Annotated in this window: 20 protein-coding genes; 15 read left to right on the forward strand and 5 right to left on the reverse strand. The window is 38.5% G+C overall.

Annotated elements, in window-relative coordinates:
- The first annotated feature begins 15 nt into the window (after positions 1-15).
- From AB3I00_RS10840 to AB3I00_RS10850, 3 genes are read left to right on the forward strand one after another with little or no spacing between them, the layout of a single operon-like run.
- Positions 16-1,137, forward strand: a complete 1,122-nt coding sequence (locus AB3I00_RS10840) for an exonuclease SbcCD subunit D (RefSeq protein ID WP_024635139.1) — start codon at positions 16-18, stop codon at positions 1,135-1,137.
- A 6-nt stretch (positions 1,138-1,143) separates the two neighbouring features.
- Positions 1,144-4,272: an AAA family ATPase gene (locus AB3I00_RS10845; protein ID WP_368025199.1), complete on the forward strand. Its 3,129-nt coding sequence runs from the start codon at positions 1,144-1,146 to the stop codon at positions 4,270-4,272.
- An 18-nt stretch (positions 4,273-4,290) separates the two neighbouring features.
- Entirely contained in the window at positions 4,291-7,485 is a 3,195-nt protein-coding gene (locus AB3I00_RS10850) for a DEAD/DEAH box helicase (RefSeq protein ID WP_086286472.1), read from the forward strand.
- A 145-nt stretch (positions 7,486-7,630) separates the two neighbouring features.
- On the opposite strand, the gene AB3I00_RS10855 is transcribed toward AB3I00_RS10850, so the two are convergent.
- Positions 7,631-8,338: an HAD family hydrolase gene (locus tag AB3I00_RS10855; RefSeq protein ID WP_002309968.1), complete on the reverse strand. Its 708-nt coding sequence runs from the start codon at positions 8,336-8,338 to the stop codon at positions 7,631-7,633.
- A gap of 764 nt (positions 8,339-9,102) precedes the next feature.
- On the opposite strand from AB3I00_RS10855, the gene spxA reads away from it, so the two are divergent.
- From spxA to pepF, 4 genes are all read left to right on the forward strand, one after another.
- Positions 9,103-9,501, forward strand: a complete 399-nt coding sequence (spxA, locus tag AB3I00_RS10860) for a transcriptional regulator SpxA (protein WP_002296384.1) — start codon at positions 9,103-9,105, stop codon at positions 9,499-9,501.
- Between the two features lie 330 nt (positions 9,502-9,831).
- Positions 9,832-10,485 (forward strand): adaptor protein MecA, encoded by a 654-nt coding sequence (locus tag AB3I00_RS10865; RefSeq protein ID WP_002315653.1) that lies wholly within the window; start codon positions 9,832-9,834, stop codon positions 10,483-10,485.
- Positions 10,486-10,582: 97 nt separating this feature from the next.
- A complete protein-coding gene (locus tag AB3I00_RS10870) occupies positions 10,583-11,581 on the forward strand; it encodes a competence protein CoiA (protein ID WP_024635135.1) in 999 nt (332 codons plus the stop codon).
- 178 nt (positions 11,582-11,759) lie between these two features.
- Positions 11,760-13,568, forward strand: coding sequence for an oligoendopeptidase F (pepF, locus tag AB3I00_RS10875; protein ID WP_368025202.1), 1,809 nt, complete (start codon positions 11,760-11,762; stop codon positions 13,566-13,568).
- 71 nt (positions 13,569-13,639) lie between these two features.
- Here the strand turns inward: pepF and AB3I00_RS10880 are convergent, their stop codons facing one another.
- Together AB3I00_RS10880 and AB3I00_RS10885 are read right to left on the reverse strand one after the other, a co-directional pair.
- A complete protein-coding gene (locus tag AB3I00_RS10880; protein ID WP_002315656.1) occupies positions 13,640-14,317 on the reverse strand; it encodes a ClpXP adapter SpxH family protein in 678 nt (225 codons plus the stop codon).
- Positions 14,318-14,434: 117 nt separating this feature from the next.
- Positions 14,435-15,010, reverse strand: a complete 576-nt coding sequence (locus AB3I00_RS10885; RefSeq protein ID WP_002315657.1) for a CYTH domain-containing protein — start codon at positions 15,008-15,010, stop codon at positions 14,435-14,437.
- A gap of 130 nt (positions 15,011-15,140) precedes the next feature.
- Here AB3I00_RS10885 and AB3I00_RS10890 point away from each other — a divergent pair, with 130 nt between their 5' ends.
- From AB3I00_RS10890 to mgtE, 4 genes are read left to right on the forward strand one after another with little or no spacing between them, the layout of a single operon-like run.
- A complete protein-coding gene (locus AB3I00_RS10890) occupies positions 15,141-15,848 on the forward strand; it encodes a GTP pyrophosphokinase family protein (protein ID WP_368025242.1) in 708 nt (235 codons plus the stop codon).
- Positions 15,823-16,620: an NAD kinase gene (locus tag AB3I00_RS10895; RefSeq protein WP_002315658.1), complete on the forward strand. Its 798-nt coding sequence runs from the start codon at positions 15,823-15,825 to the stop codon at positions 16,618-16,620. The genes AB3I00_RS10890 and AB3I00_RS10895 overlap by 26 nt, the downstream gene beginning before the upstream one ends.
- Position 16,621: 1 nt before the next feature.
- A complete protein-coding gene (locus AB3I00_RS10900; RefSeq protein WP_002315659.1) occupies positions 16,622-17,521 on the forward strand; it encodes an RluA family pseudouridine synthase in 900 nt (299 codons plus the stop codon).
- A 17-nt stretch (positions 17,522-17,538) separates the two neighbouring features.
- On the forward strand, positions 17,539-18,900 hold the full coding sequence (gene mgtE, locus AB3I00_RS10905) for a magnesium transporter (RefSeq protein ID WP_002315660.1): 1,362 nt from the start codon (positions 17,539-17,541) through the stop codon (positions 18,898-18,900).
- Between the two features lie 59 nt (positions 18,901-18,959).
- Here mgtE and AB3I00_RS10910 read toward each other — a convergent pair whose 3' ends face one another.
- A complete protein-coding gene (locus AB3I00_RS10910; RefSeq protein ID WP_002309986.1) occupies positions 18,960-19,601 on the reverse strand; it encodes a copper homeostasis protein CutC in 642 nt (213 codons plus the stop codon).
- Between the two features lie 108 nt (positions 19,602-19,709).
- Between AB3I00_RS10910 and AB3I00_RS10915 the strand changes: the two genes are divergently transcribed.
- From AB3I00_RS10915 to AB3I00_RS10930, 4 genes are all read left to right on the forward strand, one after another.
- Entirely contained in the window at positions 19,710-20,576 is an 867-nt protein-coding gene (locus AB3I00_RS10915; protein ID WP_368025203.1) for a methyltransferase domain-containing protein, read from the forward strand.
- A 220-nt stretch (positions 20,577-20,796) separates the two neighbouring features.
- A complete protein-coding gene (gene trmL / locus AB3I00_RS10920; RefSeq protein WP_002328916.1) occupies positions 20,797-21,300 on the forward strand; it encodes a tRNA (uridine(34)/cytosine(34)/5-carboxymethylaminomethyluridine(34)-2'-O)-methyltransferase TrmL in 504 nt (167 codons plus the stop codon).
- A 48-nt stretch (positions 21,301-21,348) separates the two neighbouring features.
- Entirely contained in the window at positions 21,349-22,008 is a 660-nt protein-coding gene (locus tag AB3I00_RS10925) for a histidine phosphatase family protein (protein ID WP_024635131.1), read from the forward strand.
- Between the two features lie 19 nt (positions 22,009-22,027).
- Positions 22,028-24,598 carry an ATP-dependent RecD-like DNA helicase gene (locus tag AB3I00_RS10930; RefSeq protein WP_070770145.1) on the forward strand — a complete coding sequence of 857 codons (2,571 nt, stop codon included), beginning with the start codon at positions 22,028-22,030 and terminating at the stop codon, positions 24,596-24,598.
- Between the two features lie 231 nt (positions 24,599-24,829).
- Here AB3I00_RS10930 and AB3I00_RS10935 read toward each other — a convergent pair whose 3' ends face one another.
- Positions 24,830-25,792 (reverse strand): diacylglycerol kinase family protein, encoded by a 963-nt coding sequence (locus AB3I00_RS10935; RefSeq protein ID WP_368025204.1) that lies wholly within the window; start codon positions 25,790-25,792, stop codon positions 24,830-24,832.
- Positions 25,793-26,033 lie beyond the last annotated feature (241 nt).

Below are 26,033 nucleotides of genomic sequence, written 5' to 3' on the forward strand. Positions count from 1 at the left end.
TTTTGGGGTGATTGGATGCGTTTTTTACATACAGCCGATTGGCATATCGGAAAAAAACTACAAGGTTATGACTTGATTGAAGACCAACGTCATGTATTATCTTCTATACTGAATATCGCGAAAGAAGAAAAAGTAGAGGCAATCGTGATTGCAGGAGACTTATATGATAGGAGTGTGCCGGCTGTCGATGCCGTAGCATTATACAATGAATTGATGGTTGATTGGAATTTAAAGGAAAGAATCCCAATTTTTGCTATATCAGGAAATCACGATAGCAGTACGCGACTTTCAGCTGGTACGCCATGGTTCAGTTATTCGAACTATTTTTTGCGAACGCAGCTAGCAGAAGCTTTCGAACCAGTCGAGTTTAACAACATACAATTTTTCTTTCTTCCTTACTTTGAACCAATTGCAGCCAGATTATATTTTGAAGATGACAGTATCCGCACGATCCAGCAAGCGGTAGCAAAAGTGATAGATAAAATGGAAGAGCTGTTCGATTCAGGGAAAAAACACGTATTGATTAGCCATTTTTTTGTAATGGGAAGTGTAAAATCTGATTCGGAAACGAAAATCGAAGTAGGGGGTCTGGATTCGATCCCAGGCGAACTGCTTGCACCGTTTGATTATGTAGCACTAGGACATTTGCATAATCAAGCTGCTTTAAGGCAAGATAATGCTCGCTACAGTGGCTCGCCGTTGAAATTTTCTCTATCTGAGATCAACCAGAAAAAAGGCGTATGGATCGTTGATCTGGCAACAGACCTAGAGTTGAATTTTAGGGAGATCGAACCACTGCATGATATTGAAGAAATAACAGCAAGTTTTAAAGAATTGTTGGATCCTGCCTTCTATCAGTCCGTCAATCGGGAGAATTATATCCATATCTATCTCACGGACAGAACGATCATCCCGAATATGATGAACCAGCTTCGGCAAATATATCCACGTATTTTGGGGATTGAACGGGCAAACGGCCGAGCAGAACAAACAAAGCGCAAACGAAAAGTACTAGAAATGAAAGATCCTCAAAAATTAGCAGAAACATTTTTTAGTGAAATGACGGAAGAACAGCTAACGGCAAACCAAGAAAAATGGCTCGGAGAAACGTTGCAAGAAATCATGGAAATGGAATGATCAAGAATGAAACCGAAAAAATTAAAACTTAAAAATTTTGGTCCTTTTATCAATGAGACCGTTGATTTTTCGCGATTGACAGAAGCACCGCTTTTTTTGATCAGCGGGAAGACTGGAGCAGGAAAAACGACGATTTTTGATGGGATCACTTTCGCACTTTTTGGTGAAACTTCCGGAAGACTTCGTTCTGGAAAAGAGATGCGTTCCTTGTTTGCTACACCAGAAGAAGAAACAAGCGTGACTTTTTCTTTTGAACATCAGCAGATGAACTATGAAATCGAACGAAAACCAGAACAAGTTTTAGCGAAACGAAAAGGAAACGGAACAAAAAAACAGGCAGCTAAAGTAACGTTGACCATTTTTGATGGGAAAGGAAAAGAAATAAAACAAATCACAAAACGTACAGAAGCAGACCAGTTGATCAGAGAACTGATGAATCTCGATGCGAAACAGTTTTCCCAAATCGTTTTACTGCCCCAAGGAGAATTCCGTAATTTTTTGGTTTCATCAAGCAGTGAGAAAGAGACTGTTTTACGTCATTTGTTCGGTACTCAGCTTTTCCAACAGTTTAATGAGCGATTAAAGGAAAAAGCAAAGCAACAGCAACAAAAACTAGATCATTTAGAGCAAGAACTTCATCTTTTGCAAAAAAGATTTGTTTTAGTCAAAGAAGAGGAAGCAGCAGCAGGGTTTGAAGCCGTTCTTTCCCAATGGACAAACCATCAGGCCATACTAGAAAAACAAATCACTGAAGAAAAAGAAGTTTTAGCAGACTATCAGGAGAAACAGAAACAATTAGAAAATTCCTACTATCGTTTTGAAACCTTGAAAAAAAGCTATGAAGAAAAAGCGACATTACTAAATAAGCAAAAGAAATTAGCCGCTCAAAAAGACGAAATAGAGGAAAAGAAACGATGGATTGGGTATTATGAATTTACACAACGCTTAATTGAACCAATCCAGCACCTGAAAGAAATAAAAGCTGAAAAAATAGAACTGTCACAAAAAAGCAGTGAACAAACAAAGAAACTAGCGATGACTACGCAGCATTATGAAGAGTGGCAAAAAAATGAAACAGACCGCATACATCGGCAAACAAAAATCAAAGAAGCTGCTCAACAATTGCAAAACAAACAGATGATGGTACCGATTGTCGAAGCCTTGCGTAGTAAAAAACAAGAAGCAGAACAATTAAAACATTCATTAGATAAAGAAGAAACGAACGCCGAGAAGTTGCATCAAAAACAGGCTATTTATCAGGAAAGAACTCGAATTATTCAAGAAATCTTATTGGATCAGGAAAAACTGCAGGAAGATCGTCTTGCTTTTGGACAGTTAAAACATCTAGATGAAAAACAGCAGGAAATAGAACAACAAAAAACAAAAAGCATCGAATCACTCGAACAGATAAGAGAAGAGCTCAAAAAAGCAGCCGAAGAAACAACAAAAAATAATCAGCGATTGAAACAACAGATAGAACAAGCAGAACAGCTGAAAAGCCAATGGGCAAAGCAGCAAATTGCTCGTCTTCAGCTTTTTTTGCGTCCGGGGGAACCATGTCTGGTTTGTGGGTCGACAGAACATCCCGTACAACAATCAAAACATGAACAGCCAAATAAAGAAGATATCTTGAAAGTAGAGCAACAACTGGCAGAAGCTGAGTCAGCTGTAGAAAGAACCCAGCAAATCATTGCCAAAAATGAAGCATATGAAAATAATCTTCAACAGCAATTATCTGATTTAGAACAAAAAATCATGGAAACGAATATACAACTAGCTGGACAAGAAAAACACTTACAACAGGCTTTGCAACAGGCATTTCCTGCGATAACAGAACAAAAAACAACAATTGCTCTTACAGTAATCGAACAATCTTTAGATAAACGAAAAAGCAAGATAGCCAATGCAAGAGCAGAGCTGGAAGAAATAAGCCAACAAGTAGAAAAGCTTGAGCAGCAATTAGCTGACTACAAGCAGCAACAGACAGCAAAAAATAATCAGCTTCAACAACTGCAAGGCGAAATCAAAAGTTTAGAAAAACAATTACAAGATACGGATAGCAACTGTTTAGAAGAAGAGATACGACAACTTGAAAAACAGTTAGAAGAAGACTCAAACCAACTCGCTGCTGAGCAGAAAGCAGGAATGCAATTGTTACAAGATCTGCATATGCTTCGGACACAACTTGATCTTCAACAGGAACAAATAGAAAAAATAGATGAAAAAATAGAAAAAGAACAGCAAAGAATAGCTGAAAAGCTGGAAAGCCAATCGTATTTTTCAACAACTGAGGAAGTCTGTGCATTCGCACAACAGCAAGCACAATACGAAGAGAACCAGCGCATAATCACTACTTATCATGAAGCACAATTAGTGACAGCTGACCGACTACGTCAATTAGAAAATATCCAGCTGACGGAGATAGTTCCAGATACAAAAGAGATCAGCCAGCAATTGGAAGAGATAAGAGAGATGATCGAAACAAAGCAAGAAAAGATATACAGTTTACAAGAACAAAAAATCAATAACCAGAAAATCTACGATGAATGTCTTTCGATTTATCACACAAGCCAGACGCAATTAGATGAACTTACGCAATTACAGCAGCTTTCGCAAACATTCAACGGAGAAAATCCTAAGAAGACTAGTTTAGAACGGTATGTGCTTCAAGTTTATCTACAAGAAGTGTTACAAGTAGCAAATGATCATCTCCAACGTTTAACGAAAAATCGTTATCAGTTTGAACTAGCGGATACGATCGGCAGTTATCGAGGGAAAACCGGATTAGAAATCAATATCTATGATGATCAGGCAGGCATGTCTCGAAGCGCGCATACGCTGTCTGGCGGTGAAAGTTTTATTGCAGCACTTTCTTTAGCATTAGCCCTTGCGGATGTGATTCAGACACAAGCTGGTGGGGTAGCAATCGATGCATTGTTTATTGATGAAGGTTTTGGGTCATTAGATGAAGAAGCTTTGGAAATGGCGATGGAAGCTTTAGAAACGATTGAAAGTGAAGGAAGAATGATCGGGATCATTAGCCATGTAAGAGAATTGAAAGAACGAGTATTACAGCAAATAAGAATTGATACAGAAGGTAGCGGACAAAGCAAAATACGCTATCAACTTGGATAAAAAGGGAGATTGGTAACTATGAAATGGAGTATTCCGGAAAAAGTCATTGCACGTGGGCGTCAATACTTGCAAGAAGGCCGAGTGTTATCGGTTGTCCCTGACCAAGAAGAAAACGTGTGGCATGCAGAAGTCTTGGGCAGTGAATTGTATATGGTTGATTTGGATGGGACAGCAAAAGAGATAGATTACTGCCAATGTCCATATTGGGAGGAACATAAATATTGTAAGCATACAGTTGCTGTGGAACTTTACTTACGGTCGAAAAATCTATCTCGTATCATGAAAAAAGACCAGCCGATGTTAGAACCGGTAAAAACAACAAGTGAAGGAGAAATCATTGCAAAAGGTTTTTCTCGTCTAAAAATACAAAAAAATCCTCAAGCGGTACAACCCTTGATTATTGAATACCAAGTAGAAACGATTGAGACAAATCAGTATCATCCAGAGCTTTCTATTTTGGCGCTTTACTTACGTATCGGTTCTTTGGCATCGCCGAAAAAAACATATATCGTAAAAAACATCTATGATTTTTTACAGGCTTACACAGAAAAAGAAACCTACACAGTCAATAAGCAGTATCAGTTTCGTCTAGATAAACGGGCTTTTCAAAAAGAAGATCAAAAAATACTCGCTCATCTTGCAGGAAGTGCCCAAACGCATCAATTATTAGGCACGAATGGCTTGCAAGTCAAAGGGAAACTAGACAAAAGATACCTGCTTCTCCCAGTAGAACAAGCCCGCTTCCTACTAGAACAGATGAATCAGACGACACGTTTGCATCTGCAGATAAATGAACAAAACGATCAAGGAATCCAATTTTCCGATCAAAACAAGCCTTTATCATTCAAAGTGGAAAAACAGGGAGAAGACTATTTATTGCAAGCATTGAATGATTTTGATTTTTTCTTTATGCATTATCAGTGGGGGCTTATCCAGGGAGTATTCTATTCTCTAACGAAGCATCAACAAACAGTTTATCAAACTTGGAAACAATTGATTCGCCGATTGGAGAAACCAGAAGTAGTATTCAAGAAAAAAGAACTACCGGCCTTGTTTAAAGAAATCATTCCTCTTCTTTCGGAGATCGGAGACGTAGTGGTTGCCTCTGAAGTAGAAAAGGAAGTAGCAGATATTCCAGTCGAATTTATTTTCTTTTTTCGAAAAGCAAAAGGAAAAATCCAAGCTCGAGTCGATTTCGTCTATGGCGAAGTCATCTATTCGACCGATCCAAAACATGAGGTCTCGGCCAATCAGGACTTTCAGGTGCTGCGTGACAGAGCTGAAGAAAAACGAGTCCTTGATTTATTCAGGATGTATCGCTACCAGAAAAATGAAACTGGCTATGAGCGTCCATTGCCAAGCGGGGAGGAACTATATGCCTTTTTCCGTACAGAACTATCTGTCTTCCGTCAGTTTGGTGAAGTCAGACTTGGCAGAAAGTTGCGGGAGTTGTATTTAGATGCGCATAAACATCAACCGCAAATCGAAGTAACCGAGACTGGTTCATGGCTTGATATTCGGTTCGACGTATCGGGGATAGAAGAGCAAGAGATTGATCATGTACTGCAAAGCTTGTTGCGAAACGATGCTTTTTATACATTGGAAAATGGACAGGTTCTTTCTTTTGATTCAGAGGAATTCCAACAAACAAGCCAAGTATTGCAACAATTACGGGAGTCAATACGTTCAGAAGAAGGGACGATCCATGTACCTAAGAATCAAGGACTGATCATTCAAAATCAATTGGAAAAAAGCAATGCTACTTTTAGCGAATCGTTTCAAACGATGGTCCAAGATCTCATTCATCCAGAAGGGTATCAGGCGCAACTTCCCAAAGGATTGAATGCAAAGATGAGAGAGTATCAGAAGCAAGGATTCCGATGGTTGAAGATGTTAGGCCATTATCAGTTTGGCGGTATCTTAGCCGATGAAATGGGACTTGGGAAAACACTGCAGACGATTGCCTTTTTACTTTCGGAAAAAGAAGAACGGGAAAGCTTTTCTGCTTTGATCGTAGCGCCGGCCAGCTTAATCTACAACTGGCAGGCAGAGGTAAAGAAATTTGCTCCTTCTTTGAGTATCCAAGTAATCAATGGGAATAAAAAAGAACGGGAAGAATTGCTGGTTAAAGACACAGATATTCGAGTGACCTCTTATGCCAGTTTGAGACAGGATTTAGCTGATTACCAGTCACAAAAAATTGATTATTTGATCCTTGATGAGGCGCAAATGGTCAAAAATAGTAGTACGAAAACTGCTCAAGCATTGAGAGAATTAGCTGTGCCTCAGCGATTTGCATTAAGTGGGACACCAATCGAGAATAATTTAGAAGAATTGTGGTCATTGTTTGCAACAATCATGCCAGGATTTTTCCCAACCAAAACAAAATTCAGAGAACTTGCCGCAGAAGAAATTGCGCAAATGATCCGACCGTTCATTTTACGGCGAGATAAACAAACTGTGTTGAAAGACTTACCAGAAAAAACAGAAATGAATCTATATTCTGCACTGACAGAAGAACAAAAGACCGTTTATTTAGCTTACTTGCGTCAAATGCGTGAAGAAATCTCGTCAATGGATTCTGAAGCATTCAAGAAAAACCGGATCGGGATACTAGCAGGTCTGACAAGGTTGCGTCAAATTTGTTGCGATCCTCGTCTGTTTATTGAAGATTACCAAGGCGGTTCTGGCAAACTCGAACAAGTAAAAGATCTATTAGTCGCTGCCAAAGAGAACAAACGCAGAGTTCTGCTGTTTTCTCAATTTACAGGTATGCTTACTATCTTACAAGAAGAGTTAGCCGAGCTGGGGATCTCAACATTTTATTTAAGAGGCAGTACAAAACCGCAAGATCGATTAAGTATGGTAGATGCATTTAATGCAGGCGAAAAAGATGTTTTCCTGATTTCTTTAAAGGCTGGGGGAACGGGACTGAATTTGACAGGAGCAGATACGGTCATCTTGTACGACCTTTGGTGGAACCCTGCAATTGAAGAACAAGCTGCTGGCCGTGCGCATCGAATCGGACAGAAAAATGTGGTAGAAGTGTGGCGTATGATTTCTGAAGGAACGATTGAAGAACGAATGGATTCGCTCCAACAAGAAAAACGCGAACTGTTCCAAAAAGTGATCCAAGGAAATGAAGAACAGCTGACAAAACTGACTGAAGAAGATATCCGCATGATCTTAAGTGTAGGAGAGATTGAGAAGTAAGAGATTCGAAACAATCGTTCAGTAATGGATAAGAAGATCTTTCAAAAAAAGCAGGTGTTTAGTTGATTTAAGAAATAGCAAGGAAGCTGGGTTTCCGTTTTAACCCGATTTCCTTGCTATTATTTTTTGTTTTTATTTATAGGCGTTAAGCAAAGATTGTCTTCATTGTTTCTAACAGCTGATCAAAAGAAGAAATTTCGATATCGCAAATAGGGGTCTGGTCGATTTTGCGTTCTCGATGGTTGAACCAAAGTGCTTGCCAGTCGGCACTTTTTGCACCTAAAACATCATTGTCATAATTGTCGCCAACATATAGAGTCTCTCCTGGAAGCATATGAAATTCTTTCTCAGCAAGCTGAAAAATCTCTTTTTCTGGCTTTTGGAAACCTGTTGCTTGAGAAACCAGCATGTTGTGGGAAGGAATCCAATTGTTCAATTGAAGTTGTTTTAATTTTTTTGTCTGATGGTCAGTCGGTCCATTTGTGATAATTCCTAATGGGACATTTTTTTCCTTCAAGAAGTCAAGTGTTTTTTTGACCTCCTCATGCAAACAGATATTATCAAGTTCTTCCTCGTAAATTTTTTGAAATAGGAGACCTTCTTCTTCTGTGATGTGAGGGTAGTCTAAATCTTTTAGTGATTGGCTGATTCGATGTGCTCGCATATATTCTAGCGTCCACTCTCCTGCCATTACTTTTGGAAAGTTTTCATCACTATGATGACGGAATCGGATATATAGTGGATGCATATCTTCATCTGAAACAAGCGGCACGACTCTTTTTACCGCATTTCGAAATGGCTGCTGCTGATCATACATTGTATCATCAACATCAAACACAACTGATTTAATCAAAATTTTACACGCCTTTCGGTTTTCATTGATTTTTTCACAAATCCTTGACTATTGTAACAGAAAAAATCATCTAAAAAAGCTGATAAATAAAGGTTTTTCTTACTATATTTCTGTTTCCTTGACAGAATAAGGTTTTTAGATTTCAGTTTTTTTCACTAAAAATCATGAAACACGTCAATAGGTTTGATGAACAAATTAATCATTATTGTGTAACTCGGTTGGTTTATTTTAATGCAATCTCTGAGGAATTTTCGAAAGGTTTATTTTTTTAATACAGTCTCAGTATAACTATTCAAACATAAAATAACGTTATTTAGTTTATTTGTTTATAGTAAATTTTATCTAGTAATCATTGCTTTAAAATATTGCGCTTATATAACAGAGAAAATAAGCGTTATAATAAAGAACAATATTATCTAAAATGACAAGAAACATTACTATCAAAGAAATAAAAAACATAAAAAATCTTAAGAAATCGGTTTCATTTGTGTTTTTAGATAAAATAATAGTACAGTTTTGTTTGCTGTTTCATTGTCTTCTAAAATTTGAATTAGATTTGAAAACTCTAATTTTTAAATGATGAAAAAAGCAAGAACGCTGGTTTTACTGTATATTAACCTTAGATAACTTTCATTTTTTTAAAAAAATTATGAAAAAAAGGTAGCTATTTAAAAGTTGATTATGTATAATAGAAACAGATGGGAGATTATTATGATCTTCTGTTACAAAAAAGTGATTCTTATCACGAAAAGGAGTGGTGCACGTTGTTAACATTATATACTTCCCCAAGTTGTACTTCCTGCAGAAAGGCTCGTGCGTGGTTGCAAGAACATCAGATTCCATTTGTTGAACGTAATATTTTTTCAGAACCATTGAACAGTTCTGAATTAAAAGCGATTTTACAAATGACAGAAGACGGAACAGAAGAAATCATCTCGACACGTTCCAAAGTATTCCAAAAACTGAACATGGATTTAGATGATCTGCCGTTACAAGAACTATTGGAACTTGTGCAAAACAATCCTGGATTGCTTCGCCGTCCAATCATGATTGATGATAAACGTCTACAAGTTGGTTTTAATGAAGACGAGATTCGTCGATTCCTGCCGCGCGATGTACGACAATTAGAATTGCGTCAAGCACAATTGATGGCTGGATTATAGAAGATAAAATGAAACTTGGAAAAACTATTACGAGGATAGTTTTTCCAAGTTTTTTTGTTTTTATAAATAGCGTTCTTTATTGTGGGCACAAAAAAGGGTGTGAGAGTGATCATGGTATGAAAAACAGAAGTGATTGATTAGCTAAAAAGTCGGCTATATAGTATTCATCTCCCAAAAATGTTATAGTTAAATAAGATAGCTTGAACGATTGGAAAAATCTGCTGGTTTTATTAAATTCACTTAACAGCGGGATTTTTTTTCTTTACATTTAAGCTGATTTCGCTACAATGAATCTATATTGAACATTGCGGCAAAGTGAGGTGTAGCAAAATGGAAATGGAACATATTAATGAAAATACGATCCGTGTACTGATAGGTCATGAAGATTTAGAAGAACGGGGCGTTTCATTTTTGGATTTACTTGGCAATCACAAAGAAATCGAAAATTTCTTTTATAGTATTCTGGAAGAAGTTGATATCGAAGAGGAGTTCCGAGGAAGCGAAGCTGTCACTTTCCAAGTTTTGCCAAAAGGAGACGGATTAGAACTGTTTATCAGTAAAAACCTGCCAGATGAAGAAGTTTCTCAATCAGAAGATTCTGCTGTGGATTCAGAAGACGTGAGCGAATTTCTCCGTCAGCAAATTATTGGGAGCGATCCGGAAGAAGAATTATCTGGAAGCGCCCTAGAAGAACAGGAAAGACAAGCAATTTTTGCTTTTGAAGATTTTGAGCAAGTGATCCAGCTGGCAACAGATGTTGAACTAGAGTCTGCTTGGACTGATTTGTACTTATTCGAAGAGCGTTATTACCTAGTCGTTCATTTCTGGATGGAGAATCTCAACCAAGCGGATGTAGAGAATCAGATTGCTCGAATTTTGGAGTTTGCAGAAAAGAGCGATCGTACACCAGAAACATTGAATGAATATGGAAAGTGTCTGATGGCGCGTAATGCTATCGAGCGTACGAAATTTTATTTTGTATAAATCATCATTATAGTAAGAGCCATATCGATCATATATCGATATGGCTCTTTTTCGTGTAAATAAATTGTTAGACGTAAATAAGTTCAGAGGGAGAAAAATGCTGCTTGCGATGAATGAATATCATGAATGCTGTTCTGCTAAATATGCAGAAAAAGAGAAAACGTATTATTGTCGTAGTTGTCGGAAAAGAGTGGTTTTGAAAAGGGGAAAGAAAAAATGTGCTCATTTTGCCCATCGAAAAACTGACAACTGTTCGGTTTTTAGTGAGGGGGAATCAGAAGAACACTTGCAGTTAAAGGAATATTTCATGGATTGGCTGGGACAGTCAGCAGAACCTGCATTTTTGGAAGCCTATTTGCCAAGATTGAGGCAGAGACCAGATATTTTATTGGCTAATCTAGCATTAGAAATCCAATGTTCTAGATTGTCTCATCAGAGATTTGTTGAAAGAACCAAAAGTTATTTGAACAACGGTTACCAAGTATGGTGGATACTTGGTCATTCTTTTCTTGGACAGCGGCAATTTTCATTGATAGAAAAAAGTTGCTGCTATTATAATAGAAAAAGGGGGGTACATTGCTGGAAAGCTGACCTTAAGAACCAAAAACTTTATTTATATCATCATATTACAGAGACTGTATCAGGTCACATTTCTTTTTTCAGTAGCTGCTGGACTTTTTCTGGTAATGATCTTAAAAAAATATTTACTAATAATGAGATCAAAATAAATCAGATGAAGAAAACAGACAAGTTAAGCGAGGATGGGAAGAAGTGGCTGGCGCGCCAGCTGATTTACAAACAAAAAAATACAGTATCCATACAAGAACAGTGCTACTTGCGTCACAAGCACCTTTTGTATCTATCACCGTGGATCTATCAAAACAGTCGGTTTTTCTTTTATTTACGAGAACAGGTTTTTCTTTATCGAATGTTGTACGAAGAATCCTTAAAACAACAGAAAGTACCTGATTTCAGCTCATGGTTTTGCCAAGTAAAAGAATATAAAATGCAGTGGCTTTTCCCTATGATTGAGGAAGAGATGGTCTATCGGCAATTTTTTGATGAATGCACACATTTATCCTCTTGGAAAATATAGTAAGTATAAAAATAGAACAGGAATCGGTTTTCTATGTAAAACAAGTTTCAGTTGTGCTAAAATTGATAGAAGCAGACACATAGATTAGTAGAAAAATCAGACGCTGTAACATGTGGATGTTAGACGAGGATCTATTTTGATAGACCGAGACAAAAGGATATAAAAAGGAGTGGATTTCATGGAAGTAAAGCAGTTGCCAAAACGCGAAGAATTGCCTGAAAATTTAACTTGGGACTTGACCAAGATCTTTTCAAGCGACCAAGAATTTGATGAGAAATATCTAGAATTATCAGAAAAGTTAAAAAAATCTGAAAAATACAAAGGAACACTTGATCAAGGCGCTTCTCAATTTCTTGATGCGATTGAATTTGTGTTGAGTGTTTATCGCCAAACTGAAATCATTTATGTCTATGCGCACCTTAAAAACGATCAAGATACTGGGAATACAGAATATCAAGCGCTTTATGCAAGAGCAAGTAGTTTGTTTTCAAAGGTTAGTGAAGCTGTTTCCTGGTTTGAACCAGAAATATTGCAGTTATCAGATGAACGGATTTGGCAATATTTCAAAGAAGAACCGAAGTTAGAAGTCTATCGTCACTATATCCAGCAAATAGTAGATAATCGTGCCCATGTTTTATCTGCCGATCAGGAATCGCTTCTTGCAGGAGCAGGTGAAATCTTTGAGGCTTCAAGTGATACATTTGCTGTTTTGAATAATGCAGATTTAGTTTTCCCAACGATCGAAGGAGAGAATGGTGAAAAAGTCCAATTATCTCATGGCGTGTATGGTCAGTTGCTAGAAAGCACGGATCGAAGTGTTCGCGAAGCCGCATTTAAAGGGTTGTACAGTGTTTATGAACAATTTAGAAATACGTTTGCTTCTACTTTAAGTACGCATATAAAAGGACATAATTTTAAAGCAAAAGTTCGTAATTACAGCTCTGCCAGAGAAGCATCTTTGAGCAATAATCATATTCCTGAAAGTGTATACGACACTTTGGTAGCCGTGGTAAACAAGCATTTGCCTTTGCTGCATCGATATATGGAATTACGGAAACGTTTATTAGAAGTGGAAAAACTGCACATGTACGATCTTTATACACCGGTCTTAGGAGAAGCTCCAATCACCTTTACGTATGAAGAAGCAAAAGAGAAAGCTTTGGAAGCACTGAAGCCAATGGGTGAAGAGTACATGACTATTGTAGAAAAAGCATTCTCTGAACGTTGGATCGATGTTGTCGAAAATAAAGGAAAACGAAGTGGTGCCTATTCTTCGGGAAGCTATGACACAAATCCATATATTTTATTGAATTGGCATGATACATTGGATCAGCTGTTTACGCTTGTCCACGAAATGGGACATAGTGTCCACAGTTATTTCACACGGTCGAACCAACCTTATGTATACGGTGACTACTCCATCTTTTTAGCAGAAATTGCTTCGACAACGAACGAAAATATCCTAACAGAATATTTATTGGAAACAGAAAAAGACCCTCGTGTCCGGGCTTATGTGCTCAACCATTACTTGGATGGATTTAAAGGAACAATTTTCCGCCAGACACAATTTGCTGAATTCGAGCACTTCATGCATACGGAAGATGAAAAAGGTGTGCCATTGACTAGTGAATATCTAAGTGATAGTTATGGTAAATTGAATGCAAAATATTATGGTCCGGCAGTCGAAGAAGATCCAGAAATCAAATTTGAATGGTCACGGATCCCGCATTTTTACTATAATTACTATGTCTTCCAATACTCGACTGGTTTTTCTGCTGCTTCAGCGTTGGCGAAAAGAATACTCAGTCAGGAACCAGATGCGCTAGAGAACTATTTGGCTTATCTAAAAGCTGGTAACAGTGATTATCCTGTTGAAGTGATGAAAAAAGCAGGAGTAGATATGACACAGGCTGCGTATATCGAAGATGCAATGTCGATGTTTGAACAACGACTAAACGAATTAGAAGAATTGATTGATCGTTTATAAGATTTTTGATTTTTTCGAATAGAAACAAAAAAAATACGTCGGCTCTCTTGTAAGGGAGTCGACGCATTTTTTTAATTAGAAAGCAAGTGTAAATGGCTAGTTCGTGAATGGAACTGAGAATCATTTGTATGTAAATGTTCACCATTAAAAACTTGATACGAGTTATCTGTTGTTTTACACAGCTCTTTGATTCTCCAAAGGCTGCTGGTGCCTTCTACTTCTACTAAAACACCAAAATCACGATCGCAAGCGTAATTGTAAACGACTGCGGAAGGATGTTTCGTGATGCCCATTTCCCGAGCAATTTTTTGATCGGAAAAGAATACTTCTTTAACAAAGTCAGATTGCCGATCTTCTTTAAACATATTCAAATCGCCGCCAATCTCTTCAAATATCGATTCAGCAAGTGCACGAGAATATGGTATGTTATTGCAGCCGACTGCTTCTTGCAGTTTGATCAAAAAACGGCGGCCTTTTTTCTTTCCTTGGAATTGAGCCGCTTTGCAGTCTAATGCGGCAGAATAAGTCGTTGAGAATAAGTGGTTGCGTTTCTCAAGATTGTTTTGAGAAATTCCTTTTTGTTGCATGACATCCCCAATTGTCTGCAAATTGACCAAAGGAAGAAAGCGAAATTGCATCTTTTCTTTTGATGGTGTTCCGTACTCTTCTTCAATAAATTGTAATAACTGTTGCTCCATTTCGAAACAATATTCCCCTAAAGGATTAACAAATAAATAGATTTCGATCATATGAATCTCCCCCAAAATAGATTCTATACAACTAGTGACTAGATTCTTTCACATCCTATAACTTAACAGAAAAAAGTAAAAAAATGAACTCAAGTGCCTTGTGAAAATGAAAGGTTTCTAATTTTTAGCCTCAAGCATACGTTGGATCTTGTTCTTAGCAGGACGATAAGGCAAAGAAAAACGTTTTAAAAAATTTATAAAAGCAATTTTTCCTGCAGATGCATCCCCTACCTCTAGTTCTAGTTCAAAATCATGAAGATTGTCTCCCCAGCTTTCATCGATAGCTAAAAGTCCTTCTTCAATAGGGAACTCAGCCCGTTTTGTTGTAAGCTTTCCTGTTTGGATCAATGAAGCAGGATCGATATTCAAATCAGAAAGTTTTTGAAAAACTGCGCCCGAGCGAGGCAAACGTTTTTGAAAGATGAATGCTTCTGCTTCTTCTGTTACAAAGGTATCCGTCGTTTCGAGACGTCCTTCCTCAGCAGGTGTTTTTAATGTATATTCAGCTTGATGACCAACGAAACGGATTCGTAGGCCACAATTTTGTTTCTTCAGCTGTTCATCAACGGTATCGAAGTAAATATTAGTCTGTACACGGAAATCTTTATCTGTTAATTGATAGTGAGCGATGAATATCTCGTACTCTTGCTTTGTCAGCATAGATTTATATTCGATTTCAAGCATTTGCGTCATTTGATCGACTCCTTTTTGTCTATTCTGCCTAATTTTCTTTTTTTGGTCAATGCATAAATCAAGAGTACGAAAAAACTTTGCATATATGGTAGAATAAACAATGAATGTTAATGAAGTAGAGGTATCAGCTATGGAACGAGATTGGGAAGCATTTTTAGTACCATATGAACAAACTGTATCAGAATTGAAAGTGAAACTGCGGGGAATCCGTAAACAGTTTCGTGAACAAAATCGTCATGTTCCAATTGAATTTGTCACTGGGAGAGTCAAACCAGTTGACAGCATCGTAACAAAGTCACAGTTACGTCATATTCCGATGGGACGCTTAGAAGAAGAAATGTCTGATATTGCCGGCTTAAGGATCATGTGTCAGTTTGTAGAAGATATCCATCAAGTTGTTGAGATTATCCGTAAAAGAAAAGACATGAAAGTTCTTCAAGAACGGGATTACATCACTAATAAGAAAGCAAGTGGCTACCGTTCGTATCATCTGGTGATCGAGTATCCTGTACAGTTGATCAGTGGTGAGAAGAAAATTTTGGCGGAAATCCAAATACGGACCCTTGCGATGAATTTCTGGGCAACGATCGAGCATTCACTGAATTATAAATATCAAGGCGTTTTTCCAGAAGAAATGAGCGAACGACTTCAGCGTGCGGCAGAAGCTGCGTATCAGCTGGATGAAGAGATGTCTAGTATCCGTGAAGAAATCCAAGAAGCACAGCGATTGTTCTCCCATGGAAGAGGAAAATCAGATGATGTCTACTATCGAACGCTTTTGAAGAAAGAAAGTGAAAGAGAGGAGGCAGGGGATGAAAGTAGCGATCGTTCACAATAAAGAAGCAAAGACCATAGAAGTGGCTGAGCGCTTGAACACACTATTAGAACAAGCTGGGATCCAGCGAGATGATCATGAACCAGAGTTGGTCATCTCAATTGGTGGAGATGGCACATTATTATCGGCATTTCATCACTACAGTCATTGTCTGAATGACGTGCGTTTCTTAGGCGTGCATACAGGTCATTTAGGGTTTTATACTGATTGGCGAGATTACGAGCTGGAAGAACTAGTAGACAGCTTGCGAACAAATCGGGAACAAAGTGTCAGCTATCCCTTGTTGGATGTTCGGATCAGTTATTTGGATGAAACGCCTGATCAGCATTTTTTAGCACTAAATGAATCAACGATTAAACGGGCCAATCGTACGATGGTAGCCGATGTATACATTAAAAATGAATTGTTTGAAAGTTTCAGAGGAGATGGATTGACGATTTCTACACCCACTGGTTCGACTGCCTATAATAAAAGTGTCGGCGGTGCAGTGATCCATCCTAGTATCAATGCCTTTCAATTGGCTGAGATTGCTTCGCTGAATAATCGAGTGTTTCGTACTTTGGGTTCTCCGATAGTGATTGCCCATGATGAGTGGTTGGAAATAAAATTGGAAAATACAGAAGATTATCTTGTAACGGTTGATCAATTGAATGTCGCAAAAGCCGATATCCGTTCTATTTATTATCGAATAGCAGAAGAACGGATCCATTTTGCTTCTTATCGACATATGCATTTTTGGCATCGCGTGAAAGATGCCTTTATTGGTGAGGATTAATATGCAGTTTACATGGGATTATGAGAAAGATCATTCTCAGCAGGTAAAATATTTTTTAAAAGAAAAAGGGATCTCAAAAGGTCTGTTAGCGAAAATAAAATTTCAAGGCGGTCAAATCAAAGTCAATGATCAAGTAGAAAATGTCTTGTTTTCTCTAGCCAAGGATGATAAGGTAACCATTGTGATTCCTGCTGAAGGAGAACATGAAACCGTACTTTTGGACGAAACGCCGATCGATATCGTGTATGAAGATGAACATGTTCTGGTAGTAAACAAACCAGCAGGCGTTTCGTCCATTCCTGCCCAATACCATCCAAATGGGACAATGGCAAATCGTGTAAAAGCTTATTACAAAAAACAAGGGTACGAAAACCAAGTAATTCATGTAGTTACACGACTAGACCGTGATACGTCTGGCTTGATGCTTTTTGCCAAGCATGGGTTTGCGCACGCAAAATTAGACACGCAACTTCGTGAAAAGAAGTTTGTAAAAAAATATCAAGCATTAGTCAGTGGAATGCTTTCCAATTTATCGGCACATGGACATATCGATTTGCCGATTGCCCGAGATTATTCTTCGCTACTGAAGCGAATGGTCTCTAATGAAGGACGTTCTGCACAGACGGAGTACTGGATAGAGAAGCGACTAACAGAAATCGCGTTAGTTGATATCCAGCTGCATACAGGAAGGACACATCAAATAAGAGTTCATTTTTCCGCCATTGGCTGTGCACTGCTCGGTGATGATATGTATAGCGGACGAATGGATCTGGGAATAAAAAGACAAGCCCTTCATTGTTATGATCTGCGTTTTTACCACCCATTTACAGAAGAGCTGCTAGAGTTCAAGCAGCCTTTAGCCGCAGACATGGAGGCAGTTGTGAGACGGTTTGAAGAATAAGGCGAGGTGAGATTGGTTTGGATGAAAATCAAGAATTAGAGGAAAGATTTGCCCAGTTGACTCAAGATTTAAGGGAAAATAATATTCAGGCATTCAGAAACAGTTTTTTAGAGATGCATATCTATGAGCAGGGGCAATTCTACCAATCTCTTACAGAAGAGAACAGGCAGCTGATCTATTCCTATCTGTCGCCTAAAGAATTAGCGGATATGTTCGATGTGATTGAAGAAGATAACGAACATATGAAAGAATATCTGGATGAGATGCGTCCTAGCTATGCAGCAGATATGCTTTCTGAGATGTATACAGATAATGCTGTCGATTTGCTTAATACGTTAGATAAAAAGCAAATTGCTAAATATTTAAGTTTGATGTCTGCAGACGATGCCAGTGAAATCAAGGAATTGCTCCATTACGAAGACGAAACAGCTGGTGCAATCATGACTACTGAATTTGTTTCGATCGTAGCAAATCAAACCGTTCGCTCTGCGATGTATGTGCTGAAGAATGAAGCAGATGTTGCTGAAACAATCTATTACATCTATGTCGTTAATCAAGAAGGTCAACTAGTGGGGGTTATTTCTCTACGCGACCTAATCGTGAATGATGATGATGCTATGATTTCTGATCTGATGAGCGAGCGGGTGCTTTCAGTTCATGTAGGCGACGACCAAGAAGATGTGGCACAAACATTCAGGGATTATGACTTCTTAGCTCTTCCTGTCACCGATTATGATGATCATTTGTTGGGAATCGTCACAGTCGATGACATCATTGACGTTATTGATGATGAAGCTGCCAGCGATTATTCAGGACTTGCCGGGGTCAATGTGGAAGAAATCAATGAAAATCCAGTAAAGGCAGCATCTCGACGTTTGCCTTGGCTAATCACTCTGTTGTTTTTAGGTATGTCTACTGCTTCTTTGATCAGTCATTATGAAGACTTGGTAAGTGAAGCGAGCATTTTAGCGGTCTTCATTTCACTGATCACAGGAACAGCTGGTAATGCTGGAACCCAGTCGCTGGCTGTGGCTGTCCGTCGACTTGCAATCTCTGATGACAAAGATCACGGGTTTGTCCGACTTGTTTTGGCTGAAGTCTTGACCGGCGTCGTAACAGGAGCTGTTACAGGGATTACGATTTTTCTGATCGTGGGCTTTTGGAAACATAATTTTATCTTAGGGTTTGTGATAGGGATGGCCATGCTGTTTGCGATAACAGTGGCGAATCTTGCAGGTAGTTTGATTCCGATGCTGATGGATCGTCTAGGATTTGATCCAGCGGTAGCAAGCGGTCCATTTATCACGACCTTGAGTGATTTGACAAGTGTACTGATTTATTTCAATATTGCCTCTTTATTTATGGGCTATTTTATGTAAAAAGCAAAAACATTGGCAACAAGTATACTGCTTGTTGCCAATGTTTTTTGTTTATAAGATTATGGCTGAAGTTCAACGATTTTAGTTCCGTGGACTTCACTCACGTTTAATTCTTTAGCTACATGTGCTGCATTCGCTGCTGTTACGCCACCACCGGGCAAAATGATCAAACGGCCATCTGCATAGTCAATCAATTCTTTGAGCCGTGGGAAATGTTCTTCAATCGTTTGATCAGCAGGGCCGCCATGCGTCAAGATACGGTCAACACCGTGCGCTGCTAGCCAATCGATTGCTTCAAATTGCCGTTCTTCAGGAATACTATCAAAAGCCATATGGAAGGTGATCTGTACGCCTTCTGCGGTTTCGATCAATAGTTCCAATGCTTCTTCGTCTAGCCATCCTGAGGGAGTAAGACAACCAAAAACTACGCCATCCGTCCCTAATTTTTTTGCTTCAATCAAATCAGTATGCATAATTTTCAATTCGATATCGTTATAGACAAAATCGCCCCCTCTAGGACGGATAATCGTCATTACAGGGATATTTTTTTCCCCTGCGTAACTTAATGTTTCTTCGATCACACCAGTACTTGGGGTCGTTCCGCCGACCGCTAAGTTGTCACATAATTCGATTCGGTTAGCTCCTCTGGCAATTGCCAGAGGAATAGATGTGTAGTTTTCAGCACAAAATTCTTTGATCATCTGATCTTCTCCTTTGTCTTTCGCTTTCTTCTAGGCATTGTATCATATTTTTACCAGTTGCCAAAGTGAGCATCTAACGGTAAGATAAAACAGAAATGAGGGGGAACTATGTTAAAAAAAATTGACCGAGGACGCCAGTTTTTGGCAGAAAAACATCAGCTGTTCCGCTGTCCAGTTTGCCAAGAAGAGGTAGAAAAGTCTGATAATGGCTTGATATGCAAAAAGAATCACCGTTTTGATCTGTCCAAAAAAGGAACACTTTACTTTTTATCCCACGCGGTTAAAACAGAATATGATCAAGAAATGTTCGTTCCAAGGCGTAGAATGATCCAATCAGGCATGTATCAGCCTCTTATTGAGACTATCGCACAGCATCTGCCTAATGAAGTCTCGCTATTAGATGTCGGCTGCGGAGAAGGAAGCTTCTTGAATGAACTTTCAAAATTGAAAAAGATTCAAACTGCTGTTGGATTTGATATTTCAAAAGAAGGGGTCTATGCAGCTACGGAACAATCTGTCGAGGCATTTTGGTGTGTAGCGGATTTGACCAATTTGCCATTTGCTGATCAGACATTTAACACGATCTTAAATATCTTTTCGCCTTCTCATTACCAAGAATTTCAACGTGTACTGTCAGAAGATGGAGAGGTGCTGAAAGTAGTGCCGCAAGAAAATTATTTAAAAGAACTGCGCCAGGCTTTTTATCCGAATCAACCTGAAAAGCAAAGTTATTCCAATGATCGTGTAGTCGCAAAGTTTACTGAATCGATGAAACTAACTGAACGTCAGCGTGTGACCTATGAATTTGAGATACCAGAAGAAAATCGAAAAGATCTTTTAGCAATGTCGCCCTTAGAGTGGCAAGTGGAGGAAGAAATCAAAGCAGACTTGTACAAGAATCCTTTGAATAAGATTACAATTGACATAGAATTATTAAAAGGAACTAAGAGAAAACGGTTTTCTAGTAGTTTTTAAAGAGTAGAGGTTGCAAAAGTAAGTTGAGGGTGTTATAGTAGCAACAAGTTGTTTTTTCATTGGTTTTTATCAGGTTCCTGTTCTGATAAAAGTTAGTGAGAAGAGCTTCACTAACGTAACGACTCGCAGTGACTGACACCGAGTTGATACGTTTTTTTTTATGCAAAAATCAAATTGTCAGAAAATAGAAACGAACATAAATATGAGAGGAATGATCCTGATGAATCATATCGTTTTATTCGAACCGTTAATACCTGCAAACACCGGAAATATTGCCCGTACGTGTGCGGCCACGAATACGCCGCTTCATTTAATTGAGCCCCTAGGTTTTTCAACGGATGACAAACATCTGAAACGAGCAGGGTTAGATTATTGGAATGATGTAAATATTACTTATCACAGTGATTTAGAAGCTTTTTTAGCATTTTTAGGTGATCGTAAACTACACTTGATCTCAAAATTTGCTCATAAGGTATACAGTGAAGAAAATTTTGCTGATGGAGAAGAGCACTTCTTTTTATTTGGAAAGGAAACAACTGGCTTGCCAGAAGCGTTTATGCGCGAAAACGAGGAAAAGTGTTTGCGCATCCCTATGAATGATGAGCATGTTCGTTCATTGAATTTATCGAATACAGCTGCAATGATCGTGTACGAAGCACTTCGTCAGCAAGGATTCCCTAATTTAGAATTAACGCACCATTATGAAAATGACAAGCTGGATTAGACAGTTTATTATAGAGTAAAATAAAAGAAAGACAGGAGTTTGCTGCGTATGGAACTATATTTTACCCGACATGGGAAGACACAATGGAATCAGGAAAGACGTTTTCAAGGGAGCAATGGCGATTCTCCGCTTTTGCCTCAAAGTTATGAAGAAATCAAAGCATTTGGGAAAAAAGTAAAATATGTTCCTTTTAAAGCAATTTATTCCAGTACAGCAAAACGAGCACGCGATACAGCAGAAGGTATCAATAAAGAGCTTGCTCGTCCGGTAGAGATTTTTTATACAGATAAACTGCGAGAACTAGGGCTAGGTACTTTAGAAGGACAATCAATCGATGAAATGTATCAGAAATACCCAGAGAATCTGCCGAATTTGCGTAATCACTTAGATCTATATGATCCTTCTCCTTTTCATGGAGAAACGATTGAATCAGCAATCACACGTATTGAAACTGTTGTAGCGGATGCGGTTGCTCAACATAAAAACGGACCTCTTTTATTCGTAGGTCATGGGGCCTCATTAACTGCTGCCATTCAATGGATGACAGGGAAAGAGCTAAGTGAGTTGCGGGAAATGGGCGGTTTGTTCAATAGCAGCCTGACGATTTTAGAGACTGAAGAGCCTTGCAAATTATTGCCGTATGAACTGAAAGTATGGAACCAAACAGATTTTTTAGGAACTGAAACAGCACCAGAACCTTTACTATAGAAGAAGGAGGCGGCTTCCGATGCAGCCAGAAGAAATGCCTTATTTCGTTGGTACAGTTGCCGCGATTTTTTTTCAAAATCCTAGTAATTTTTACAAAGTGCTTTTGGTACACATCAGCGAAACCACAGCTGATTACCGTGAAAAAGAAATTGTAGTTACCGGAAGCTTTGGCGATATCCAAGAAAATGAGACCTATCGTTTTTATGGAGAACTAGTGGATCACCCTAAATACGGAAGACAGCTTAAAGTCGAAAGATATGAGCAAGAAAAACCAACAACTGCGAATGGAATCGTAGCTTATCTTTCCAGCGAAAAATTCCCTGGGATCGGTAAGAAAACAGCAGAGAAAATCGTCGAGTTGCTGGGAGAAGATGCTATCGAAAAAATCATTGCTGATCCTTCGGTATTAAAACAAGTCTCTGGTTTAACGAAGCCAAAAAGAGAAATGCTTGCTGAAACGATTCGTCTAAATCACGGGATGGATCAAGTAATCATGGGATTGAATCGTTATGGATTCGGTAGTCAGTTAGCCTTCAGTATTTATCAGACCTATAAGAACGAGTCTTTGGATATCATCGAAGAAAATCCGTATCAGCTAGTCGAAGACATAGAAGGAATCGGGTTCAAACGTGCAGATAATCTAGCCGAACAAATCGGTATTGCAGCAGATTCACCTAGAAGAATCCGAGCAGCCATCTTGCATCAGATTTTTCAGCATGCTGTTCAAACAGGAGATACATACGTACCGGCGGAAACATTGCTTCAGCAAACCATCCGTATTTTAGAAACAAGTCGTCCAATCGAAATTCTGCCTGATCAGGTTGCTACTGTGATTATCCAGCTTGTTGAAGAAGGAAAAATCCAACAAGAAGAAACGAATCTTTACGAAAACAGTTTGTATTTTTCTGAATGGGGAATCGGCAATTCCATCCAACGTCTGCTCAGCCGTAAAAAAGAAATCCATTATCCTGAAAAAGAAGTGCAGAAAAATATTCGGCGTATCGAAAAAATATTCGGTATACAATATGGACCCTCGCAAGAACAAGCAATCGCTGAAGCCATCCGTTCTCCTCTATTTATTTTAACAGGAGGACCAGGTACGGGGAAAACTACTGTGATCAATGGGATCGTTAATCTTTTTGCAGAGTTGAATGGTCTGGAATTGGACCCGTCAAAATATACCCAAGAAATTTTTCCTATTCTGCTTGCAGCACCCACTGGCCGGGCAGCTAAACGAATGAATGAGACAACAGGTCTGCCTGCCAGCACAATCCATCGTTTACTTGGGCTGAATGGACGAGAAAAAACACCTTCAGTCAGCACGAAAGAATTAGAAGGCGGACTTTTGATCGTTGATGAGATGTCTATGGTCGATACATGGCTGGCTAACACATTATTCAAAGCGATTCCGACGAATATGCAAGTTATCCTAGTAGGAGATAAAGATCAGCTTCCTTCTGTCGGTCCTGGACAAGTGCTACATGACCTTTTGGAAATCGAACAAATTCCTAAAATGGAACTCAATCAGATCTATCGACAAGGTGATGGTTCTAGTATTATTCCTCTTGCCCATGAAATCAAAGAAGGGCGTCTACCAAAAGATTTCACAAAGAATCAAAAAGATCGTTCCTATTTCCGAAGCGACGCGTATCAAATTGAACCCCTGATCTCTAAAATTGTGGAAAAGGCGAAAAATAAGGGATTCCGTGCACAAGATATCCAAGTATTAGCACCAATGTATCGGGGACCTGCAGGAATCGATGCGTTAAATAAAATGATGCAGGAGATATTCAATCCAGGGAGACCTGGGAAAAAGGAAGTGCATTGGAACGACACCGTTTATCGGATAGGAGACAAAGTACTCCAGTTAGTCAATACTCCTGAATTGAATGTATTCAATGGGGATATGGGAGAAATCACGGGGATTATCTTGGCAAAAGATTCGGAAGATAAAGTGGATGAATTAGTTATCCAGTTTGATGCAAATGAGGTCACTTATAAAAGAAACGAGTGGAATAAAATTACTCTTTCTTATTGTTGCTCGATCCATAAATCACAGGGCAGTGAATTCAAAATGGTCATTTTGCCCATGGTTCATCAATATCAGCGCATGCTTCAGCGTAATCTACTCTACACGGCGGTTACTCGGAGTAAGGAACTGTTGATTTTGTTAGGGGAAGAGCAAGCGTATGCCACTTGTGTAGCGAATGAATCGGCAAGCCGAATGACTACGTTGAAATCAAGAATCATCGATAATGAAAAAATGACTATCACTCTGCGGACAAAATTAGCAGCTTATGAAGATTCTTTGATTGGAAATGATCCATTTGAAGATGGGACCTATACGAAAGAGTCGCAGGACATAAAAGAACAGTTACCTATAAAAGACGACAGTGGAACGAATGAATCGAAAAACCAAGTAATGGAAACAGTGGAACCAGATCTGTTTTCTTCATCGATTGTGGAAGAAAAGAAAGAAGAGATAGAACCTGCTGTTCCTAAGGAGTTCGTTCTTACTGCAGAAGCGATTGATCAGAAATTAGTAGATCCAATGATTGGTATGGAAAACATTACACCGTATACATTATAAAAGAATCTGACGATACGGATGCGCTATTTATTGGCAATAATGATCACTTAAAAAGCGGATGTGACACGACTTGTGCCTCATCCGCTTTTTGAAATTATTCTTGGTGACTTGGAGTGAAATTATAGGCTCTTCTTGGTAAATGGTGTTCAAAAGCCAGTTTCTCGGTATGAAGACAAACTTTTGCAAAAATGCGAGCAACCGTTTCCGCAAAATTTTTCTTTATACTCGAAATTACTTGAAAAATAACTGGTTTTTTGTAGAAAATTGCAGATCAAAGGGACGAGGAGCGACATCTTCTCCATCTTCTTGACCATATTGCGGCGTTGTTGAAACGATTCGTAATCTGTTTGTTGTGTAGTGATGGAAATATTTCGATTTCAATTGTTTTTTCTGCATAAGTAAAAGGATAAGCCATATGATTTTAAAAATATTGATTCGTTCGACCATGACAAAATCAATGACTGGTTTAGACGCATCTACAGTTGGAGCAATTGCGATTCCTCCTCCAAAAAAAGGATGCTTCGTTGCTGTACATAAAAATGCATTTGAAAAACTTAACTGCTTTCCTCCTGCATCCACTAGAATTGGAAATCCTTTTTGAGTAAATAAAGTCCGGAGAATAGAGAACAAATACGAAAAAGAACCTAAGTTGTATTTGTTCAATCGTTTTTTTGTAGAAGAATGATTTGTCGCGTGGACGATAGCTGCATCTAATCCAATACCGAAATTATTAACAGCTATTCCTTTTTTTTCACTTATTTTTTCTTCATAAGCCATTATATGGACTTTATCTGGTGATTGAGCTGCTAAAATCAGCTGAAGTGCTTTTTTAGGATTCTTAGGAAGTCCCGCTCCTCGAGCAAAATCATTTCCAGAGCCTGCTGGAATATAAGCGACAGGAAATTCAACTTCCATCTGATAGAAAGTATCAAGTACCTGATGCAAGGTTCCGTCTCCTCCTACGATGATCAAAAGAGGGAAAGTTTCGATTGTTTCCTGTTCTTCTGTCCAAGGTACTAATGTTTCTTTTGCCAGAATTTCAGCAATCTCCGCATCATGTCCTTTGTATTCACTGTAATGAAGGGTATAGTCGACATGTTTGTTTTTTAATACCGGCAAGATTTTTTCTGCTACTTTATGGCCGTTTCCACTGCCTGCCGATGGATTGATCAATAAATGATAATGGAATTTCATATTTTCCTCCTGCTATTCAATAAAACAAGATATTTTAATCATCCTGTTTGCTGGTTAACCAATAATTAGCAAGCTTTTTCTATTTTTGGAATGAAAGAAACTTGTTTTTTACAAAAAAACACCTGTTACAAAATTAATTCTTGGTTATTATAGCAGAAGACTAGGAGAATGAAAAAGGTCTGGAGACCGAAAAACACAAAAAAGCCTAGCAAGCGCATCATCCATTACTTACGTAAGGAGA

It is taken from the genome of Enterococcus sp. C76, assembly GCF_040886985.1.
Taxonomy (GTDB): Bacteria; Bacillota; Bacilli; order Lactobacillales; family Enterococcaceae; genus Enterococcus_B; species Enterococcus_B lactis.

Excerpts from the sequence above, each read along its gene's own strand:
- AB3I00_RS10840 (WP_024635139.1), top strand. The coding sequence starts at position 16 with ATGCGTTTTTTACATACAGCCGATTGGCATATCGGAAAAAAACTACAA.
- AB3I00_RS10845 (WP_368025199.1), top strand. The coding sequence starts at position 1,144 with ATGAAACCGAAAAAATTAAAACTTAAAAATTTTGGTCCTTTTATCAAT.
- AB3I00_RS10850 (WP_086286472.1), top strand. The coding sequence starts at position 4,291 with ATGAAATGGAGTATTCCGGAAAAAGTCATTGCACGTGGGCGTCAATAC.
- AB3I00_RS10865 (WP_002315653.1), top strand. The coding sequence starts at position 9,832 with ATGGAAATGGAACATATTAATGAAAATACGATCCGTGTACTGATAGGT.
- AB3I00_RS10870 (WP_024635135.1), top strand. The coding sequence starts at position 10,583 with ATGCTGCTTGCGATGAATGAATATCATGAATGCTGTTCTGCTAAATAT.
- pepF (WP_368025202.1), top strand. The coding sequence starts at position 11,760 with ATGGAAGTAAAGCAGTTGCCAAAACGCGAAGAATTGCCTGAAAATTTA.
- AB3I00_RS10880 (WP_002315656.1), bottom strand. The coding sequence starts at position 14,317 with ATGATCGAAATCTATTTATTTGTTAATCCTTTAGGGGAATATTGTTTC.
- AB3I00_RS10885 (WP_002315657.1), bottom strand. The coding sequence starts at position 15,010 with ATGACGCAAATGCTTGAAATCGAATATAAATCTATGCTGACAAAGCAA.
- AB3I00_RS10890 (WP_368025242.1), top strand. The coding sequence starts at position 15,141 with ATGGAACGAGATTGGGAAGCATTTTTAGTACCATATGAACAAACTGTA.
- AB3I00_RS10895 (WP_002315658.1), top strand. The coding sequence starts at position 15,823 with ATGAAAGTAGCGATCGTTCACAATAAAGAAGCAAAGACCATAGAAGTG.
- AB3I00_RS10900 (WP_002315659.1), top strand. The coding sequence starts at position 16,622 with ATGCAGTTTACATGGGATTATGAGAAAGATCATTCTCAGCAGGTAAAA.
- AB3I00_RS10910 (WP_002309986.1), bottom strand. The coding sequence starts at position 19,601 with ATGATCAAAGAATTTTGTGCTGAAAACTACACATCTATTCCTCTGGCA.
- AB3I00_RS10915 (WP_368025203.1), top strand. The coding sequence starts at position 19,710 with ATGTTAAAAAAAATTGACCGAGGACGCCAGTTTTTGGCAGAAAAACAT.
- trmL (WP_002328916.1), top strand. The coding sequence starts at position 20,797 with ATGAATCATATCGTTTTATTCGAACCGTTAATACCTGCAAACACCGGA.
- AB3I00_RS10925 (WP_024635131.1), top strand. The coding sequence starts at position 21,349 with ATGGAACTATATTTTACCCGACATGGGAAGACACAATGGAATCAGGAA.
- AB3I00_RS10930 (WP_070770145.1), top strand. The coding sequence starts at position 22,028 with ATGCAGCCAGAAGAAATGCCTTATTTCGTTGGTACAGTTGCCGCGATT.
- AB3I00_RS10935 (WP_368025204.1), bottom strand. The coding sequence starts at position 25,792 with ATGAAATTCCATTATCATTTATTGATCAATCCATCGGCAGGCAGTGGA.